A 17,260-nucleotide genomic window follows, 5' to 3' on the forward strand; every position below is an offset into this window, starting at 1 on the left:
CGAAACCCGGCCGGTACCCCTCTCTTGGCTCGACGGCCCGAACATCCGGTCGGCGCAGTGGCTCCGCACGAGCGGCAGACCACGAATCGGAACAGCACGGCGTCGGTCAGAATCGGCACCGCCGCACGCCCGGGTCAGGAGAATTGCCCCGCTCGCGGAAATGCGGCCGCGCCGATAGTGCCCTGATCTACGCGGAATGCGATCAGCGCGAACCATGCTCACGGCTCAGCTGCTCGCCTGGCACTCCGTGCCTGGTCCGTGGCCATGAATTGCCACGCCAATACTGCTGAAACGTCCGCCGGCGAACGGCGCCTGCCTCGGCCACGCATATGAGTCGCCGCGACTGCTCAGCTCCCGCACGCCGAACTGTGCCCCACCGCCGCTGCCGCAATAACCACGCCGAGGCCGCCGGCCAACTTCGCTCCTTCGGTCGTCGCCGCGACACGGTGGACCCGCGAAAGGGGCGGTTACTGTGAAGGAGGTAGTTGACGCGAAAGGGATAGTCGCTGCTAAACGGGCATTCGCCGCGAAGGGGGTGGTCGCCGCCAAACGGATGGTCGCCGCAAGACCGGTGGTCACCGCAAGACCGGCGGTCACCGCAAGACCGGCGGTCACCGCAAGACCGGCGGTCACCGCAAGACCGGCGGTCACCGCAAGACCGGCGGTCACCGCCGAACGGGTAGCCGCTGCGAAAGAGAGGGTGCGCGGAGCCGGTGAGTGGCGCATACAGCCCGGTGGGCGCGTTTCGGCCGGGAGTGGGCAACCCCTCGCGCCGACGGCCACGGGCGTTGTGGTCGCGGTCGGGGACGGCCGACGGCGTACCGCCGAAGGGTTATCGGAATCGGACAACCGTCAGCGGACCGCGGCGGCGATGAAGTCGAGGTGGGTGGCCGCCGCCCGGGAGGCGCCGTCGGCGTCGCGGGCGGTCAGGCAGTCGAGCATCGCGCGGTGATCGGCGTCGATGTGGGCCCAGTAGCCCTCCGGCAGCGACCCGATCACCTCCTCGCCGTAGGAGACCTGGTAGATCGGGCCTCCGACCAGCTCGAACAGCGGGTTGCCGCTGGCCTTGGCCATCGCCCGGTGGAAGGCGGAGTGGGCGGCCAGCATGGTTTCGAAGTCGTCGATGTCGGGGTCGAAGAGGGTGCCGCGGAGCTCGGTGAGGTGGGCTTCCTCCCGGCGGACGGCGGCCAGGCCGGCGGCCGGGATCTCGAGGGCGCGCCGCAGCTCCAGCAGGTCGGCGAGGCCGATGGCCGCCGAGTGGGTGAGCAGGGCGAAGCCGGTGGAGAGGCCGTCGGCGAGTTGTTCGGCGTCGGGATGGGCGACGAAGCTGCCGCCGGTGACGCCCCGTGTGGTGACGATGAGGTGCTGGCTGGCGAGCAGGCGCAGCGCCTCCCGGACCGTGCTGCGGCTCACGCCGATCTTGACGCACAGTTCGGGCTCCGGCGGGAGTCGCTCGCCGGGTTGCAGACGGCCGGATGTGATCTCCGCACGCAACTCGTCCGCTAGCTGCTGGTAGGCGGGTGGGCGCACCGTTGAGCCGGTCACTCGTCCAGGTTAGGCCCTGATCCGCTTCCGGAGACCCGCTAATCGACGCCCAACGCTCGGCTACTCGGCGGGACGAGGATCAGGGCGGCCGTCGCCGCGCCCAGGACGAGCAGCGTGACACCGGCCCAGAGGGTGCCGTACTGGACCAGGAACCCGCCGGTGGCCAGCAGGAAAAGCTGCACCACGACGGCCGGGCCGCGAGCCCGGACGGCGCGGCGCCGGAGAGCGCGCGCGATGAAGAAGACCGCGACCGCGGCGAGGGCGGCCATCACGGTGAGCGAGGCGGCGATCGCGATGGCCTCGGCCTTGGTCAGATCGAGGACGACGAGGTACGCGGTGAGCGCGGCGAGTCCGGCGCTCTGCAGGTAGAGCAGCCGAACCCCCCAATCGAGGGTGGGAACGCTGGTCACCGCTGCACCATACGGCAGCTTTGGGACGTCCCTGCGGGTACAGTGCCGCGCATGCGTGCGCTGCTGGTGGTGAACCCGCGGGCGACGACCACCACGGAGCGCAGCCGCGATGTGCTGGTGCGGGCGCTGAGCAGCGCCGTGGAGCTGTCGGTGCGCTACACAGAGCGGCGCGGTCACGCGTCGAGGCTGGCCCGGGACGCGGCGGAGAGCGGCGTCGACGTGGTGGTGACGCTCGGCGGGGACGGCACGGTGAACGAGGCGGTGAACGGCCTGCTGACCGCGCCGGCCGCGCTCGCCGACCTGCCGGGCCCGATCGCGGACCGTCTGCCGGCGCTGGCGGTGGTGCCGGGCGGCTCGACGAACGTGTTCGCCCGCGCGCTGGGCATGCCACGCGACTGGGCGGACGGGACGTCGGTGATCCTGGACGGGCTGCGGGACGGCCGGCACCGGGTGATCGGGCTGGGCCGGGCCGACGACCGCTACTTCACGTTCACGGCCGGCCTGGGCTGGGACGCGGCGACGATCCGCCGGGTGGAGCAGGCCCGGTTGCGGGGCCGCACGTCGACGCCGGGGCTCTACGCGCGGTCGACGGCGGCCCAGTTCCTGTTCGGCACGGACCGGCGGAATCCACCGTTGACGCTGGAGCGCCCGGGTGAGACTCCGGACACTGACCTGAGCACGGTCATCGTGCAGAACACCGCGCCCTGGACGTACGTCGGCGGCCGTCCCGTCCAGTTGAATCCGGACGCCTCGTTCGATCTCGGGCTCGACGTGACGGCCCTGCGACGTCTCACGATCGCGGGGAGCGCGCGCACCGTGACACAACTCGCCTGGCGGGCCGGTGATCCGCGAGGTAAACAGGTGTTGCGTCTGCATGACCTCACCGAGTTCACCGTGGTGGCAGCCCGGCCCCAGGCATTCCAGCTGGACGGCGACTACCTGGGTGAGCGGCAGAAGGTGCACTTCGTGTCCGTTCCCTCTGCGCTACGTGTGATCTGCTGACTTCGGGGTACGTGTTCCGGACAGGTGCTCACGATCCGTTACAGAAACACGGGCAAAAGGTCTGCGAAGTGGCCGGGACCGTACTACATTGATGGGAGCGTTCGTCAACCGGCTCTGGCAGTAACGGCTGAACCGGACATATGGGTGCGTGAGCCAGCTCACCCGCCGGGAGAAACTTCCAGCGCTACCCTTGACAACGCGTGAGTTCGTGAAAGCATTCACAAGCGATAAGAAGTAACCGGTTGCCACATGTGCGCGTTCCTAATCAAGAAGCGCAGAACGGCGCCGACAACAAAAGCTTGCTGACGCACCGGTGAGCGTACGGGCACAAGCCGTCGCCAACCACTGCGCTCGCATATAGGTAAACAGCACTGTTTTCATTACCCCATCCGAAACAAGGAGTTTGCCGCCATGGACTGGCGTCACGATGCGATCTGCCGCGACGAGGACCCCGAGCTGTTCTTCCCGATCGGGACGAGCGGACCGGCGCTCCTGCAGGTCGAGCAGGCCAAGGCCGTGTGCCGGCGGTGCCCGGTGACCGAGGAATGCCTCTCGTGGGCACTCGAGTCTGGACAGGACGCCGGCGTATGGGGCGGGATGAGCGAAGACGAGCGGCGCGCGGTCAAGCGTCGTGGCGGCCTGCGGGTCGGAGCTCCCACCGCCTGAATCAATCCCCCACACAGCATTCGCGCCCCGGGCCATACGGCACCGGGGCGTCTTGCTGTTTCGGAGTCCTCACAGCGCGTGCCGCTCCATTGTGCGGTAATTCGATCACGGTACGTTTCCATGGCTCACGCTTAATGATCTCGAAATGCCACGGCTGACGCTTTGCGTCGCGAGTCCCGCACACTCCGCATAGGACGATCGTTCCCGGATGCGATTCAGCGCCGGATCATTGCATAGCGCAGAGTGATCGTCACCCAGAGCGACGAAGTCAAGCGAATATTGCCAGGCATCTCTCAGCAACGGACCGAGCCGGCTCCCCGAGCGCTCCGGCGGCCCCGCGACAGCGCTCAGAGCCGGCCGGGGCGCCCCGAGTCGTCCGGGGAACGGGCGAGACGGGGCTGAGGCCGGCCGGGATCAGGCTGCGGCGGCGAGCGGGCCGGGCAGGACCGTCTCGACGCGGGAGGCGATCAGCCGTACCAACTCGGGGGTGTTTCCCAGCGGCTCGGCGACCGCGACCGCCCCGGCCTCCCGGGCGGCCCGCACCGAGGTGTCGTAGAGCAGCCCCGGCGCGAGGAAGTAGGCGGCCATCCCGACCCGGCGCGCACCCGCGGCCGTGAGCCGCCGCACAGCCTCGTCGGCCCGCTCGCCCGGCCCGGAGGCATAGGAGGCCGCCGACGGCAGCCCCAGACGCCGTCCGAGGGCCTCAGCGGCGTCGGCGACGGTCTGCCGGGCGCTGTCGTCCCGGGTGCCGGCGGCGGCGAGCACGACGGCGTCCACGCCGTCCGAGGGCAACCGGCGGGAGACCGCGGCGAGCAGCAGGGGCGACGCGGGCCCCAGGACGTCGGTGGCGGTCACCCGGACCGGCAGCGACGAGGCGTCCCGGATCACCGCGGGCAGGTCGACGCGCCCGTGGTAGGCGGCGGTCAGCAGCAGCGGCACCAGCACCGCGCGGGAGCCGCCGGGCAGGCCCGCCAGCACGTCCAGCGGGCGAGGGCCGGCGTGGTCCAGATACGACGCCCGGACCTGCCAGTCCGGCCGGGCCCGGGCCACCGCCCGGGCCAGCGACGAGGTCGACGCGGCGGCCCGGGGATCACGGCTGCCGTGGGCGACCAGGACGACGGTCAGACGTGCAGACCGCATTCGGTCTTCTCGAACATCGCCCAGCGCCCGGCACGCGGGTCCTCGCCGGCCTTGGTGCGACGGGTGCACGGCCAGCAGCCGATCGACCCGTACCCCTTCTTGAACAGCTCGTTGACCGGCACGTTCCACCGGCTGATGTAGGCGTCCACATCGTCGGAGGTCCACGCAGCGATCGGGTTGACCTTCACCTTGCCCTTCTTGGCGTCGAAGGCGACGACCGGCGTGTTGGCGCGGGTCGGCGACTCGTCGCGGCGCAGACCTGTGGCCCAGGCGTCGTACTCGCCGAGGGCGCGCTCCAGCGGCTCCACCTTGCGCAGGAAGCAGCACTCGTCGGGGCTGCGGGCGAAGAGGCGCGGACCGTATTCGCCGTCCTGCTGGCCGACGGTGAGGCGGGGCCGGATCGAGCGGACGTTCACGTTCATCGTGCGCACGACCGTGTCCCGGACCTTGAGGGTCTCCGGGAAGTGCAGCCCGGTGTCGAGGAAGACCACGTCGACGCCGGGCGACACCCGGGAGAAGAGATGGGCCACGACGGCGTCGGCCATCGAGCTGGTGACGCAGAACCGCTCGCCGAAGGTGTCGGTCGCCCACTTGGCGATCTCCTCGGCGGGCGCGCCCTCCAGACGCTCGGCGGCCTCTTCGGCGAGGGCCTTCAGAGCCGCGGGTTTACGACGTTCGGGATCAGCGGTGGCGACGGGCCCGCCCAGGTCGACTAGGCCCAGACCGGAGGCGTTGAGGAGGCTGCTCATTTGCTGCTCACTCCCTTGGACAGAAGGCCGATGAACTTGACGGAGAAGACGCGGACACAGGAACGGCACTCCCAGGCGCCGTGCGAGGCCTCGTTGGGGCGGAGGTCCTCGTCACCGCAGTAGGGGCAGTACATGGGTGGCTGCCTGGTTTCACTCATTTCAGGAGCTCCTCGTCGGCTCGCAGCACCCAGTTGGCGAAGGTCTCGCTGCCGTCGCGGCCGTCGAGGTAGTTCTGGGCGACGCGCTCCACGTACTCCGGAAGCTCCTCGGCCGTGGTCTTCAGACCGCGGACCTTGCGCCCGAAGCCGGCGGTCTCGCCCTTGGCCATCCCGAGGGCGCCGCCGAGGTGGATCTGGAAGCCCTCGACCTGCTCACCGTGGGAGTTGAGGACGAGCTGGCCCTTGAGGCCGATGTCGGCGACCTGGGTACGGGCGCAGGCGTTGGGGCAGCCGTTGATGTGGATCGACAGGTCGGCGTCGAAGCCCTTGAGCCGGTCCTCGAGACGGGCCACCAGCTCCTCGCCGCGCGCCTTGGTCTCGACGATCGCGAGCTTGCAGTACTCGATGCCGGTGCAGGCCATCGTCCCCCGGCGGAAGGCCGACGGACGGGCCTCCAGCCCGATCGCGCGGAGGCCTTCGACGAGCGGTTCCACCTGGTCGTCGGCGACATCCAGGACCAGGAGCTTCTGGTACGCCGTGAGCCGGACCCGCTGCGACCCGTGCTTCTCGACGAGATCCGCGAGCTTGGTCAGCTGCTCGCCCGAGGACCGCCCGACGACCGGCGCCGCGCCCACGTAGTTGAGCCCGTCACGCTGCTTGTGCACGCCGATGTGGTCGATCGGCTTCGCCGGCAGGTCCGGCGCCGGACCGTCGACGAGCGCACGCCCGAGGTACTCCTTCTCCAGCACCTCGCGGAACTTCTCCACGCCCCAGTCGGCGAGCAGGAACTTGAGGCGGGCGCGGTGACGCAGCCGGCGGTAGCCGTAGTCCCGGAAGATCCCGACGACGCCCTCCCAGACGTCCGGGATCTCGGCCAGCGGCACCCACACGCCGAGCCGCTCGGCCAGCCGCGGGTTGGTGGAGAGGCCGCCGCCGACCCACAGGTCGAAGCCGGGGCCGTGGTCGGGGTGCACGACGCCGACGAACGAGATGTCGTTGACCTGGTACGGGCCGTCGGCGAGCCAGGAGATCTGCGACTTGAACTTGCGCGGCAGGTTCGAGTAGGCGGGGTTGCCGACATACCGCTTGACGATCTCGTCGATCGCCGGGGTCCCGTCGATCACCTCGTCGACCGAGATGCCGGCGACCGGGCTGCCCAGCACGACGCGGGGGCAGTCGCCGCACGCCTCGGTGGTCTGCAGGCCGACCGCCTCGAGCCGGCGCCAGATCTCCGGCACGTCCTCGACCCGGATCCAGTGCAGCTGGATGTTCTGCCGGTCGGTGATGTCGGCGCTGCCCCGGGCGAACTCGGTGGCGATGCCGGCGATGACGCGCAGCTGTGCCAGGTTCAGCGCGCCGCCGTCACAGCGGACCCGGAGCATGAAGTACTCGTCCTCGAGCTCCTCCGGCTCCAGCACCGCCGTACGGCCGCCGTCGATCCCGGCCCGGCGCTGGGTGTAGAGGCCCCACCAGCGGAAACGGCCACGCAGGTCGGCCGGGTCGATCGAGGAGAAGCCGCCGTGCGCGTAGATGTTCTCGATCCGCGCACGCACGTTGAGGGGGTTGTCGTCCTTCTTGCTGCGCTCGTTGGGGTTGAGCGGCTCGCGGTGTCCGAGCGCCCACTGACCCTCGCCACGCGCCTTGCGGGGGCGGGCGGCCGGCCTTGCAGCGGGAGTGTTGCTGGGCGCCATTTCGGCGTTCCTCCGGGTTTCGTGGGCGCGCGGTGCCGCTCACGGCCCTTGGAGGAGGCTCGTGACGTCTGTGTCAGGAGTCGGGCCCGGCGGTCGCACACCCGAACGGGAAATCGGGCGTCGTCAGGAAGCCGGACACATCGCGCTGCGGACACGGCCGTAGTCCACGTGGCGGCGGGCCACGAAGCGGCGGTCAACTGCAGCGGTCATGTCGATAAGACTCTCACGGGAACGTAAAGTCGGCTAGAGAGGTCCAGATTCCGGGAGTGTGGCCAACCGCACCGCCGGCGTCCACCGGCGTTCGCCCGTACGTCTCCGGGTTCTCCTCCATCGACCATCGAACGGTAAGGTTCCTCGCACTCACCGGACGCACGTCGAAAGTCGGAGATGGCTGTTCAAACCCTGAACGACGACTCGCCGGCCCCGCCGCTGGCCGGCCCGGCCCGCCGCCGGGCGCCGGCCGGCGCGACCTTCTGGGCGCTGGCGCCGTCCCTGATCCCGGCCCTGCTGATGCTGGTCGTCGGGCGGTTCCGGCTGGGCAACCCGTCACTGGGCTGGGACGAGAACGCGAGCTGGCTGGTCAGTCAGCGGACCCCGGCCCAGATCGTGGACCAGGCGAGCCACTTCGACGGGGTGATCGCGCCCTACTACATGTTCCTGCACTACTGGACCGCGATCTTCGGCGACTCGGAGATCTCGATGCGGATGCCGTCGCTGCTCGCGGTCGCGATCGGCGTCGGGGTGGCGGGCGAGCTGGGCCGGCGGCTGTTCACCCCGGGCGTGGGCCTGTTCTCCGCGCTGCTGCTGGTGGCGACCCCGCAGCTGAGCCGGTATGCGCAGGAGGCCCGGGCGTACGGTCTGGCCTTCCTCTTCGCCACCACCGCGACGCTGCTGCTCTACCGCGCGCTGGACAAGCCGGGGCGGCTGCGCTGGGCGCTGTACGGGGTGACCGTCGCGCTGACCGGTCTGGCGCACATCTTCGCGCTGCTGATGCTGGCCGGCCACCTCTACATCGTGGGGTCGCGCTGGTGGCTGAGCCGCGACCGGGCGCTGCTCCGGTGGATCGGCGTGACGTTCGTGGCGCTGCTGCCGGTGCTGCCCTTCGTCTACCTGGGGGCCACCCAGCGCGGCGGTCAGCTGGCCTGGATCGCCGAGATGGATCTGGACACCGCGCTGGCCGCGCCGGCCGCGATCTTCGGCGCCACGATCGGCGGCCTGGTGATCATCGGGCTGGCGCTGGCCGCCCGCTGGCCGGACCGGGCGCTGATCCGCGAGCTGGGCGTGCTGGCCGTGATCCCGCCGGTGGCGCTGATCGGCGTCTCGTTCGTCACCGATTCGGTCTGGGTGCCGCGGTACGTGCTGTTCGTGCTGCCCGCGATCACCCTGTGCGCCGCCGCCGCGCTGCGTGGCCTCCGATTCCGTACCGTGCTGGTGCTCGTGCTGGTGGCCGCGACGGCGATCCCCGACCAGCTCACGCTCCGCGGGCCGGCCACCCACATGGGCGCCGACTTCCGCGCCCTGTCCAAGGTCATCCTGAAGAACCAGCAGCCCGGCGACGTGATCGTCTACGCCGCGCTGGGCAACTGGTCGCTGCGCGCCGGCATGGATTACCAGCTGCGCGACAAGCCCCGCCCGGCCGACGTGCTGCTGCAGACGCCGTCCGCCGAGCTGGGTCAGCTGGCTGCGGTGGAGTGCGCCGACCCGGCCGCCTGCCTGGGCAGAGCCGAGCGGGTCTGGTATTTCCGGCAGTGGAAGACGGGCGAGCCGCTGGACGACGTCGGCCCGATCGGTCCCACGCTGGAGAAGGACTACCGCCAGATCGACATCTTCAAGAAGACCAAGGGCACCCTGGTGCTGCTGGAGCGCAAGCCCGGCCGCTGACCGGCGCGCCGGCTCCGGAAGGGGAGCCGGGCCGCGGCGTGGCCGGGCCTCCGAACCGGTGCTAACGCTTGCCGAGGGGCACGACCAGGACCGCCTCGGTGCCGCCACCGGCCCGGTTGCGCAGCTCGATGCTGCCGCGCAGCTCGCCGGTGGCCAGCGCCCGCACGATCTGCAGGCCGAGCCGGTTGCTGCCCTCGAAGCGGAAGCCCTCCGGCAGCCCCTGCCCGTTGTCGGCGACGGTGACGTGCAGCTGCTTGCGGAACCGGTGCGCGGAGACGACCACCTCGCCCTCGCCGGCCGCCGAGCCGGGCTCGGTGTCGTCGTCGGGAGCTGGGAAGCCGTGCTCGACCGCGTTGATCAGCAGCTCGTTGAGGACCATCACGAGTGAGGTGGCGATCTCCGCGGGCAGCACGCCGAAGGTGCCCTCCCGGCGGATCTTCACCGAGGCGCCGGTGGTGGCCACCTCGGTCGCGGCGGACGCCACCCGGTCGACGATGCCGTCGAACTCGACCGCCTCGTCACTGGACATCGACAGCGTCTCGTGGACCAGGGCGATCGACGCGACCCGCCGGACCGACTCCTCCAGGGCCATCCGGGCCTCCGGGGCGTCCACCCGGCGGGCCTGCAGGCGCAGCAGCGCGGCCACCGTCTGCAGGTTGTTCTTCACCCGGTGGTGGATCTCCCGGATGGTGGCGTCCTTGGTCATCAGCGCCCGCTCCCGGCGGCGCACCTCGGTCACGTCCCGGACCAGGACGAGCGCGCCGATCGGCACGCCGGCGGGCAGCAGGGGCAGCGCCCGGGTGAGGACGGTGGCGCCACGTGCCTCCACCTCCATCCGGGCCGGGAACTCGCCGCGCAGGGACGCCAGGATCCGCTCGGCGGCGTCGTTGCCCTCCAGCGGGTCGCCGGAGAGACGGCTGGACAGTTTGGCCAGCTCCTCACCGACCAGGTGGGCGTTGAATCCGAGCCGGCGGTAGGCGGACTGCGCGTTGGGGCTGGCGTAGGTGACCTTGCCGGACGCGTCCAGCCGGATCAGGCCGTCGCCGACCCGGGGCGCCGAGGTGATCTCCCCTGGCAGGCGGGGCGGCGGGAACGTCCCGTCGGCGACCATCTGCGCCAGGTCGTCGGCCGTGGTCAGGTAGTTGAGTTCCAGCTGGCTGGGGGTGCGTGCGGTGCTCAGGTTGGTGTCGCGGCCGATCACCGCGATCACCTCGCTGAGCGCCTCCTCCAGGTCGGTGGCGTCGCGCAGCCGGACCGGGATGGCCTCGTGGCGGGCGGGGGTGTCGCCATACCAGACCGGGTCGCCCTCCCGCCAGATGCGCTCCTGAGTGAGGGCGACGTCGAGGTGGGCCACCTCCGGCCCGCCGACGATCTTGCCGACCTGGTCGTCCTGGTACGCCGTGGGCGCGGTGGTGGGCCGGACCTGCGCGACGCAGAGGAACTCCCGTGGCCGTCGCGGCTCCCCCTTGATCGGCACCCAGAGCAGCAGATCCGCGAACGAGAGATCGGAGAGCAGCTGCCAGTCACCGGCGATCCGGTGCAGGTGGTCGATGTCGGCGGGGCTGAGGCCGGTGTGTTCTTCGACGAGATCGCGCAGGGTGGACACCGTCCCAGCCTGCCATGCCCGTGTTTCTAAAGAGTCGTGGTGACCTTCTTGAGTCCGCGCGGCGCGTCCGGGTCCTCGCCACGGGCCAGCGACAGGGCGAGCGCCAGCTGCTGGACGGGCAGGATGTCGAGCAGCGGCGAATAACGCTCGTCGACGGACGGGACGGCGAGCCGGGTGGAGGCGCCGTCGACGTCCGAGCCGCCGATGGTGACCACGTCGACGCGGCGCTCGCCGAGCCGGCCCACCACGTCGCGCATCGACCGGCCGCCGGGGCCGTCGCCGACGACGGCCAGGACCGGGATGTCGTGGTCGGTCATGGCGAGCGGGCCGTGCAACAGGTCGGCGCCGGAGAAGGCGAGCGCGGGCAGGTAGGAGGTCTCCATGAGCTTGAGGGCGGCCTCCCGGGCGGTCGGGTAGGCGTAGCCCCGGCCGGTAGCGACGAGGCTCGCGGCGAACCGGTAGCGCTGTGCCAGCTCGGCGGCGGACCGGTCGGCGAGCACGTCGGCGGCGAGCTGCGGCAGCTTCTCCAGCGCGGCGCGCTCCTCGGCGGGCAGCCGGCCGTCGCCGGAGCGGATGCCCTCGATCAGCATCAGCAGGGCGAGCAGCTCGGCGGTGTACGTCTTGGTCGCCGCGACCGCCCGCTCGTGCCCGGCCACCACGTCGATGGAGAACTCGGCCGCCTGCGCCAGCGGGGAGTCGGGGTTGTTGGTGACCGCCAGGGTGAGGGCGCCGGTCTCCCGGGCGACGCTGAGCACGCCGGTGAGGTCGTGCGAGCCGCCGCTCTGGCTGACCCCGACGACCAGGGTGCCGGTGAGGTCGGGACGGGCGCCGTAGAGCGTGATCGCGCTCGGCGAGGCGCTGGCGACCGGCAGGCCGAGCCGGATCTCGGCCAGGTAGGCGGCGTAGAGGGCGGCGTGGTCGGACGTGCCCCGGCCGACGAAGAGAACACTGCGCGGCGCCCGGCGGGCGATCTCGGCGGCGACCTCGGCGATCGCCGTGGACGGGCCGTCCTCGAGCAGCCGTGCGAAACCGGCGGGTTGTTCGGCGATGTCCTCCGACATCCCCAGGCCTCGCTGTGTCACGTGATCCTCCCCTTCTCGCGCTCCCAATGCGCAATCTGTGCGCAGTCTTGCAAGAACAAGCTTACTTGGTCAAGGTTTCGTGCACGAATGCGCAAACGTGAGGACTGACAATCGGCCCCTCTTCCCCTAGGGTCTTCACTCGTGGATTCCCGCCCATCGGCACGCCGTGACCTCGCGCGCGCACGCGCCGCCCTGGAAGCCGGCGAAACCGGTTCCGCCGCCGGGCATCTCGCCGCGGCGCTGGCCCACACGCCCACCCTGCCCGAGATCCACGAGCTGCTCAGCCGGTTGGCCGCGGGTCACGGAGGCGGGCTCGACCTCTTCCCCGTCGAGCCGCACACCACGGCCGGCCGGCTCGCCGCCCGCGCCCACCTGCTCGCCGCCGCCGGCCGCCCCGAGGAGGGCCTGCCGCTGCTCGCCACGGCCAGCGGGCACCACCCGGCGCTCGACTGGGCCGGCGTGCCGTGGGTCGCCGAGCCGGGGCTCGGCGCCCGCATCGATCCCGGACAGCTCGCGCGTACCGTGATGCGCCTCTGCACCGCCGTCGGCGATCCGGCGCCCACCGAGACCGTGGGACCGCTCCGGCCGTATCTCGCGGTGGTCCGGAACGCCGTCTCCGCCCACGGTGAGCACGCCATGCTCCTCGGCGCCGGGTCGGCGCTGGCGCGCCGCCTCGGCGAGGTGCGGCTGGCGGTGGAATGGGCCGGGCGGGGCGCTCGCGCGCAGCCGTCCAAGCTGGGCGAGATCTGGCTGGGGTACGCGTTGCGCAGCGCCGGCCGGATGCCGGAGGCGCTCGCCGCACTCCGCCGGGCGGTCGCCTACGACCCCGACGACCTCTCGGTCTACGCCGACGTGGCGGCCACCCTGGCCGACCTGGGCCGGCTGGACGAGGCGCTGCGCTGGACCGAGCTGGCGCTGGAACGCGACCCGGCCTTCGACTGCGTGGTGCACACCGCCCACCGGCTGCGGTACCGGGCCGACGGCGACGTCGCGCACCTGGTCGACCTGGCCGACTTCATCCGCGACCACCCGGACGACGCGCACGAGCACACCGACCTCGAGGAGTGCTGCCGGACCACCCCGTGGCTGGGCGGGCTGCCCGCCGGATCACCGCTGCCCGCGGGCCGTGCCCCGGTCAACGCGGAGCCGTCCGCGGACGCGCTGCGCCGCCTGCAGCGGGTCGCCGGCCAGACGTGGCCGCACCCGCCCGGCGCCTACGACCGGGCACTCGGCCTGGTGCTGGTCGAGCCGTGGGAGCTGCTGGCCCTGCTCGCCCACCCGGAGACGGCCCGGCCGGACCAGCAGAACGGGCTCGAGGTGTGGGCGTGCCTCGGCCTGCTGCATCACGGGACCGAGGAGCCGTGGCCGGAGTCGAGTCGCCGGCGCCTGCTGCTGGGGCTGCTCGACGGCGACGTGGACCGGGTGACCCAGGCGGCGCTGTTCGCTCTGGTCGCCTACGCCTGGGTGGATCCGGAGGCGCGTGCCGACATCGCCGCGGTGGTGACCGGGCGGCTCACCGAGACCGCCTCCGGCCCGTCCGCCCGCGCGGTGGCCGAGCTGGCGCTGACCGCGCCGGGGCTGGACCGGCCCACCCGGGAGCTGGCCGCGGCCACGCTCCGGGTGCCGGCCGTCCCCCGCCAGCGCGGCCGGGGACGGTCACTGCTGCGCTGGCGCCGTGACTAGGAGATCACGGCGATCAGGTCGCCCTCCTGCACCACGTCGCCCTCGTTGACAGCGAGCTCGGAGACCGTGCCGTCGGTCTCGGCGATCACCGGGATCTCCATCTTCATCGACTCGAGGATGACGAGCGTGTCCCCCTCGGCGACGGTGGCGCCGGGCGCCGTCACGACCTTCCACACATTGGCCACCATCTCGGCACGGATCTCGTCCGCCATGGTCACTGCCTCCCTCATCGTCAACCGGTGACGCCATCAAACCACGGTTCCGGTGCGGGTGAGTCCTGCCCGGCCCGACGCGCCCATTACGATCGGCAGCGAGTTCAAGCACCACGGACAGGAGAGCCGGCATGGCGAAGAAGGCCCGTAAGAAGAAGGCCCGTAAGAAGAGCGGCGCCAACCACGGCAAGCGCCCCAACAGCTGAACAAAAAAGGCCCGGCGGATGCCGGGCCTTTTGGCTACTCAGGGTAGATATTCGCGGGTCTCGGTCTGGACCTCCAGCTGGCCCAGCTTGCTGCGCAGCCGCTCGCGCAGCTCCATCGGCGCCCGCTCGTCACCGCAGCAGCGGCCGACCAGCGCCTTCACCTCGTGCTCGATGCCGAACTCACGGAGGCACCCGGAGCACTCGTCCAGATGCTTCTGGATCAGCAGCCGCCGCTCCTCGGAGCACTCCAGATCGAGGTACAGATACACCTCGCTGAGGACGATGCTGCAGTCGGTGTCGTGCTCGTTCTCCTGCTGGCCCATGTCGTCACGCCCCCTGCGGCTCGGAGGTCGCGGTCCGGGTGATGCCCCGGTCCACCGCATACTGCTCGAGCAGCTTGCGCAGGTTGCGCCGGCCGCGGTGCAGCCGGGACATGACCGTGCCGATGGGCGTGCCCATGATGTCGGCGATCTCCTTGTACGAGAAACCCTCGACATCGGCGAGGTAGACGGCGAGCCGGAAGTCCTCCGGCAGGGACTGGAGCGCTTCCTTGATGTCGCTGTCCGGCAGACGGTCCAGCGCCTCGGTCTCGGCCGACCGCAGACCCTGCGACGTGTGCGACTCGCTCGACGCGAGCTGCCAGTCGGTGATCTCCTCGGTCGGCGCCTGCACCGGCTGCCGCTGCTTGCGCCGGTACGAGTTGATGTACGTGTTCGTCAGGATCCGGTAGAGCCAGGCCTTCAGATTCGTACCCTGCTCGAACTGGTGGAACGCGGAGAACGCCTTGAGGAACGTCTCCTGCACCAGATCCTCGGCGTCGGCCGGGTTGCGGGTCATCCGCAGCCCCGCCGCATACAACTGGTCGACGAAGGGCAACGCCTCACGCTCGAAGCGCGCACGGCGTTCCTCGGTCCGTTCCTTCTGGGCCACCCTGGACTCTCCCCTCGACCGCCCCGCCGAGGATACGGGTAGTGCCCCTGTAACGCTCTCGAAAACCGCCGGTGTGCTCACGCTCACCGACCTGACCGCCGGCGGCGTCTCCACCGCGGGCCACTCGGGGGAACCCAGAAGGTCCCGCACCCGGTCCGCCTCCCGGCCGTCGCGCTCGACGCTTCCGACACCGGCACCCACTGGCAAACCCCTTCCGCTGACGTCTGTCCAGCTGGATAACGCCTGTGGAAGGGCCGCGCATTCCCTCGCGTGATCAGCGCGCCCAGCGGTGGCGCCGCAGCCACTCCAGGACGATCGCGACCGTACCCGGAAGATCTTTTCGCAGATCGTGAACGGCTCCGGGACGCACCGCCACCTCGACGACGCCTCCGGGTGACGGAACCCCGAACGGGTCACGATCACCGTTCACCGCGAGGGTCGGTACCTCCGCCGGCAGCTCACCGGCCCGGCTCTTCTCCGGCTTCCCCGGCGGATGCAGCGGGAAGGCCAGGGCGAGAACCCCCGCGGCGCCCAGCGTGGTCGCGGTCCGGCACGCGACGCGCGCGCCACTGGAGCGACCACCGACGATCAAGGGCAGGCGGGGTACGCGTAAAGCGCCCACCACCGAGACCCAGGCCTCGTCGAGCTGGCCGGCCGGCGCGGGCGCACGCCGGCCGGCCACCCGGTACGGCTGGGTGACCAGGGCGACCCGCACGCCGGCCACCACCGCCGCGTCGTGCACCGCGACCAGGTCGGGCGCGTCGACCCCGCCCCCGGCGCCGTGGCCGAGGACGAGCAGGCCGAGCGCCGGCCCGGAGGGGTCGGTGACGGCCACGGCGGCGGGGCCGCGTGGGGTTTCCAGCGTCATCTCGGAGCGGGACACGCGCTCCGTTCTATCAGCGGCTGACCGGAATCAGCGTCAGAAGACGCCGGTCCTCGTCGTCCGGCGAGTCGTCGACCTCTTCGCCGTCCGCCTGGATCCGCTCCCGCCAGGCGACGAGCATGGCCCGGCGCTCGCGTGGCGTGGTGCCGCCCCAGACGCCGTGGCAGTCGCCGACCTGCAACGCCCAGGCCAGGCACGGGCCCTGCACATCACAGGTCCCGCACAACGCGACGGCTCCGCCCGACGGCTCGTTCGGCGCGGGAAAGAACGTCTCAGGATCGACCGCGCGGCAGGCGCCTCGTGTGCGCCAGGCCTCGTCGGAGCGTCGCTGCGCGATCGCCTCGAGCAGCCGCGGGTCGCGTCGCGCGATAGCCACCTCGTGCGGACGCGGCATGCGTGCTCGTGTCATCAGCCCACCTCCCCCGTGGGACCGGAACTGCATGTGGCGGCCGGGCCGCACCTTACGGTCCAGCACCACTCCGGCGCTGGTTTGTACCGCAAGCTACAAGATCAGAACAAGGGGTCTATCAATCTGGAAGGAAAGTTGCCAGTCCAGAAACACAACATATCCCGACAAATATCCCCGTTGATCTTCGAGAGTTCAAAAAAGCGTAATGTTGGCGGCCGCCTCGATCAGCTCGGGGCCGTTGTTGCGCACATTGCCGACCGCGGCGCCCACCGGGCGTACCTCGATGGCCTCCAGATCGCGCTCCGGGAGCGGGCGCAGCAACCGCTCCGCATCGCCGCCGCCGGCCAGCCAGTCCGCCCAGCGCTCGGCCGGCAGGATCAGCGGCATCCGGTCGTGCACCTTCGTCAGACCGCCCCGCGCCGCCGTGGTGATCACGCTGCAGGTCAGCACCGACTCCGGACCCCAGGCCGACCAGAGACCGGCGAACGCCAGCGTCCCGGAATCCACCGGAGTCATGTAGAAAGCCTGCTTCTGCTTGCCGTCACGCACCCACTCGAACCAGCCGTCCGCCGGGATCAGACAGCGCCGCTTGGCGAACGAGCTCGCGAACGACCGCAACTCGGTGACCGTCTCCGCCCGCGCGTTGATCATGCGGGCGCCGGCCTTCAGATCCTTCGCCCAGTGCGGCACCAGCCCCCAGCGGGCGGTGTCGAGCACCCGGCCGTCGTGCTCCTTCGACATGCGCACCAGCGGCACCGGGTCGGTGGGCGCCACATTCCAGCTGGCCCGCAACGGCTCGGCGACATCGACGGCCTCGAACAGCTTGCTGAGGTCGGCGTTGCTCTTGGTGGTCGCGTATCGCCCGCACATGAGCTGGAGGTTACGCCGCCCACCGGACACCCGTCCGCCCCGGAACACCCGCCGACCGGCTGGGTTCGGGGGCCGTCCGGCGGTGGGACGGGTGGGTCACACGGGTGGGGGAAAGTCTCGCGGGCCGGGAACGCGGG

19 protein-coding genes are annotated in these 17,260 nt (G+C 71.1%); 5 read left to right on the plus strand and 14 right to left on the minus strand.

Annotated elements, in window-relative coordinates; all coding sequences use genetic code 11:
* Positions 1-852: 852 nt before the first annotated feature.
* Positions 853-1,545, minus strand: a complete 693-nt coding sequence (locus tag BM290_RS29250) for a FadR/GntR family transcriptional regulator (protein ID WP_093619128.1) — start codon at positions 1,543-1,545, stop codon at positions 853-855.
* Between the two features lie 38 nt (positions 1,546-1,583).
* Positions 1,584-1,955 (minus strand): hypothetical protein, encoded by a 372-nt coding sequence (locus BM290_RS29255; protein WP_093619129.1) that lies wholly within the window; start codon positions 1,953-1,955, stop codon positions 1,584-1,586.
* A 51-nt stretch (positions 1,956-2,006) separates the two neighbouring features.
* Between BM290_RS29255 and BM290_RS29260 the strand changes: the two genes are divergently transcribed.
* Entirely contained in the window at positions 2,007-2,957 is a 951-nt protein-coding gene (locus BM290_RS29260; RefSeq protein ID WP_093619130.1) for a diacylglycerol/lipid kinase family protein, read from the plus strand.
* Between the two features lie 411 nt (positions 2,958-3,368).
* Positions 3,369-3,623 (plus strand): WhiB family transcriptional regulator, encoded by a 255-nt coding sequence (locus tag BM290_RS29265; protein ID WP_093619131.1) that lies wholly within the window; start codon positions 3,369-3,371, stop codon positions 3,621-3,623.
* A gap of 414 nt (positions 3,624-4,037) precedes the next feature.
* On the opposite strand, the gene BM290_RS29270 is transcribed toward BM290_RS29265, so the two are convergent.
* From BM290_RS29270 to BM290_RS29280, 4 genes are read right to left on the minus strand one after another with little or no spacing between them, the layout of a single operon-like run.
* Positions 4,038-4,763 carry a sirohydrochlorin chelatase gene (locus tag BM290_RS29270; RefSeq protein WP_093619132.1) on the minus strand — a complete coding sequence of 242 codons (726 nt, stop codon included), beginning with the start codon at positions 4,761-4,763 and terminating at the stop codon, positions 4,038-4,040.
* The gene (locus tag BM290_RS29275; protein WP_093619133.1) at positions 4,745-5,512 is read right to left on the minus strand and encodes a phosphoadenylyl-sulfate reductase; all 768 of its coding nucleotides are present in this window, start codon (positions 5,510-5,512) and stop codon (positions 4,745-4,747) included. The genes BM290_RS29270 and BM290_RS29275 overlap by 19 nt, the downstream gene beginning before the upstream one ends.
* The gene (locus BM290_RS48655; protein WP_177319947.1) at positions 5,509-5,670 is read right to left on the minus strand and encodes a hypothetical protein; all 162 of its coding nucleotides are present in this window, start codon (positions 5,668-5,670) and stop codon (positions 5,509-5,511) included. The genes BM290_RS29275 and BM290_RS48655 overlap by 4 nt, the downstream gene beginning before the upstream one ends.
* On the minus strand, positions 5,667-7,361 hold the full coding sequence (locus BM290_RS29280; RefSeq protein WP_093619134.1) for a nitrite/sulfite reductase: 1,695 nt from the start codon (positions 7,359-7,361) through the stop codon (positions 5,667-5,669). The genes BM290_RS48655 and BM290_RS29280 overlap by 4 nt, the downstream gene beginning before the upstream one ends.
* A gap of 387 nt (positions 7,362-7,748) precedes the next feature.
* On the opposite strand from BM290_RS29280, the gene BM290_RS29285 reads away from it, so the two are divergent.
* Complete coding sequence (locus BM290_RS29285; RefSeq protein ID WP_093619135.1) at positions 7,749-9,242, plus strand: glycosyltransferase family 39 protein; 1,494 nt, start codon at positions 7,749-7,751, stop codon at positions 9,240-9,242.
* 61 nt (positions 9,243-9,303) lie between these two features.
* Here BM290_RS29285 and BM290_RS29290 read toward each other — a convergent pair whose 3' ends face one another.
* The gene (locus BM290_RS29290; protein WP_093619136.1) at positions 9,304-10,848 is read right to left on the minus strand and encodes a sensor histidine kinase; all 1,545 of its coding nucleotides are present in this window, start codon (positions 10,846-10,848) and stop codon (positions 9,304-9,306) included.
* Positions 10,849-10,874: 26 nt separating this feature from the next.
* Complete coding sequence (locus BM290_RS29295) at positions 10,875-11,909, minus strand: SIS domain-containing protein (protein WP_093619137.1); 1,035 nt, start codon at positions 11,907-11,909, stop codon at positions 10,875-10,877.
* Between the two features lie 162 nt (positions 11,910-12,071).
* On the opposite strand from BM290_RS29295, the gene BM290_RS29300 reads away from it, so the two are divergent.
* Positions 12,072-13,613, plus strand: coding sequence for a tetratricopeptide repeat protein (locus BM290_RS29300; protein WP_093619138.1), 1,542 nt, complete (start codon positions 12,072-12,074; stop codon positions 13,611-13,613).
* On the opposite strand, the gene BM290_RS29305 is transcribed toward BM290_RS29300, so the two are convergent.
* On the minus strand, positions 13,610-13,831 hold the full coding sequence (locus BM290_RS29305; RefSeq protein ID WP_177319965.1) for a biotin/lipoyl-binding carrier protein: 222 nt from the start codon (positions 13,829-13,831) through the stop codon (positions 13,610-13,612). The two genes, BM290_RS29300 and BM290_RS29305, sit on opposite strands and share 4 nt — an antisense overlap.
* 125 nt (positions 13,832-13,956) lie before the next feature.
* On the opposite strand from BM290_RS29305, the gene BM290_RS51110 reads away from it, so the two are divergent.
* Positions 13,957-14,031, plus strand: coding sequence for a 50S ribosomal protein bL37 (locus BM290_RS51110; RefSeq protein WP_369700219.1), 75 nt, complete (start codon positions 13,957-13,959; stop codon positions 14,029-14,031).
* A gap of 38 nt (positions 14,032-14,069) precedes the next feature.
* On the opposite strand, the gene rsrA is transcribed toward BM290_RS51110, so the two are convergent.
* The 5 genes from rsrA to BM290_RS29330 form a co-directional block, all read right to left on the minus strand.
* The gene (rsrA, locus tag BM290_RS29310; protein ID WP_093619139.1) at positions 14,070-14,354 is read right to left on the minus strand and encodes a mycothiol system anti-sigma-R factor; all 285 of its coding nucleotides are present in this window, start codon (positions 14,352-14,354) and stop codon (positions 14,070-14,072) included.
* Positions 14,355-14,358: 4 nt separating this feature from the next.
* Entirely contained in the window at positions 14,359-15,162 is an 804-nt protein-coding gene (locus BM290_RS29315) for a sigma-70 family RNA polymerase sigma factor (RefSeq protein WP_093619140.1), read from the minus strand.
* Positions 15,163-15,235: 73 nt separating this feature from the next.
* Entirely contained in the window at positions 15,236-15,829 is a 594-nt protein-coding gene (locus BM290_RS29320; RefSeq protein ID WP_093619349.1) for an alpha/beta hydrolase family protein, read from the minus strand.
* A 28-nt stretch (positions 15,830-15,857) separates the two neighbouring features.
* Entirely contained in the window at positions 15,858-16,253 is a 396-nt protein-coding gene (locus tag BM290_RS29325) for a WhiB family transcriptional regulator (protein ID WP_093619350.1), read from the minus strand.
* 192 nt (positions 16,254-16,445) lie between these two features.
* On the minus strand, positions 16,446-17,123 hold the full coding sequence (locus BM290_RS29330; protein ID WP_093619141.1) for an SOS response-associated peptidase: 678 nt from the start codon (positions 17,121-17,123) through the stop codon (positions 16,446-16,448).
* Positions 17,124-17,260: the final 137 nt, after the last annotated feature.

Source organism: Actinoplanes philippinensis (assembly GCF_900113015.1).
Taxonomy (GTDB): domain Bacteria; phylum Actinomycetota; class Actinomycetes; order Mycobacteriales; family Micromonosporaceae; genus Actinoplanes; species Actinoplanes philippinensis.

What these genes read in the sequence shown, in the direction of transcription:
- rsrA (WP_093619139.1), bottom strand. Translation starts at nt 14,354, where the DNA reads ATGGGCCAGCAGGAGAACGAGCACGACACCGACTGCAGCATCGTCCTC.
- BM290_RS29270 (WP_093619132.1), bottom strand. Translation starts at nt 4,763, where the DNA reads ATGCGGTCTGCACGTCTGACCGTCGTCCTGGTCGCCCACGGCAGCCGT.
- BM290_RS29275 (WP_093619133.1), bottom strand. Translation starts at nt 5,512, where the DNA reads ATGAGCAGCCTCCTCAACGCCTCCGGTCTGGGCCTAGTCGACCTGGGC.
- BM290_RS29325 (WP_093619350.1), bottom strand. Translation starts at nt 16,253, where the DNA reads ATGACACGAGCACGCATGCCGCGTCCGCACGAGGTGGCTATCGCGCGA.
- BM290_RS29295 (WP_093619137.1), bottom strand. Translation starts at nt 11,909, where the DNA reads ATGTCGGAGGACATCGCCGAACAACCCGCCGGTTTCGCACGGCTGCTC.
- BM290_RS48655 (WP_177319947.1), bottom strand. Translation starts at nt 5,670, where the DNA reads ATGAGTGAAACCAGGCAGCCACCCATGTACTGCCCCTACTGCGGTGAC.
- BM290_RS29280 (WP_093619134.1), bottom strand. Translation starts at nt 7,361, where the DNA reads ATGGCGCCCAGCAACACTCCCGCTGCAAGGCCGGCCGCCCGCCCCCGC.
- BM290_RS29285 (WP_093619135.1), top strand. Translation starts at nt 7,749, where the DNA reads ATGGCTGTTCAAACCCTGAACGACGACTCGCCGGCCCCGCCGCTGGCC.
- BM290_RS29260 (WP_093619130.1), top strand. Translation starts at nt 2,007, where the DNA reads ATGCGTGCGCTGCTGGTGGTGAACCCGCGGGCGACGACCACCACGGAG.
- BM290_RS29320 (WP_093619349.1), bottom strand. Translation starts at nt 15,829, where the DNA reads ATGACGCTGGAAACCCCACGCGGCCCCGCCGCCGTGGCCGTCACCGAC.
- BM290_RS29330 (WP_093619141.1), bottom strand. Translation starts at nt 17,123, where the DNA reads ATGTGCGGGCGATACGCGACCACCAAGAGCAACGCCGACCTCAGCAAG.
- BM290_RS29265 (WP_093619131.1), top strand. Translation starts at nt 3,369, where the DNA reads ATGGACTGGCGTCACGATGCGATCTGCCGCGACGAGGACCCCGAGCTG.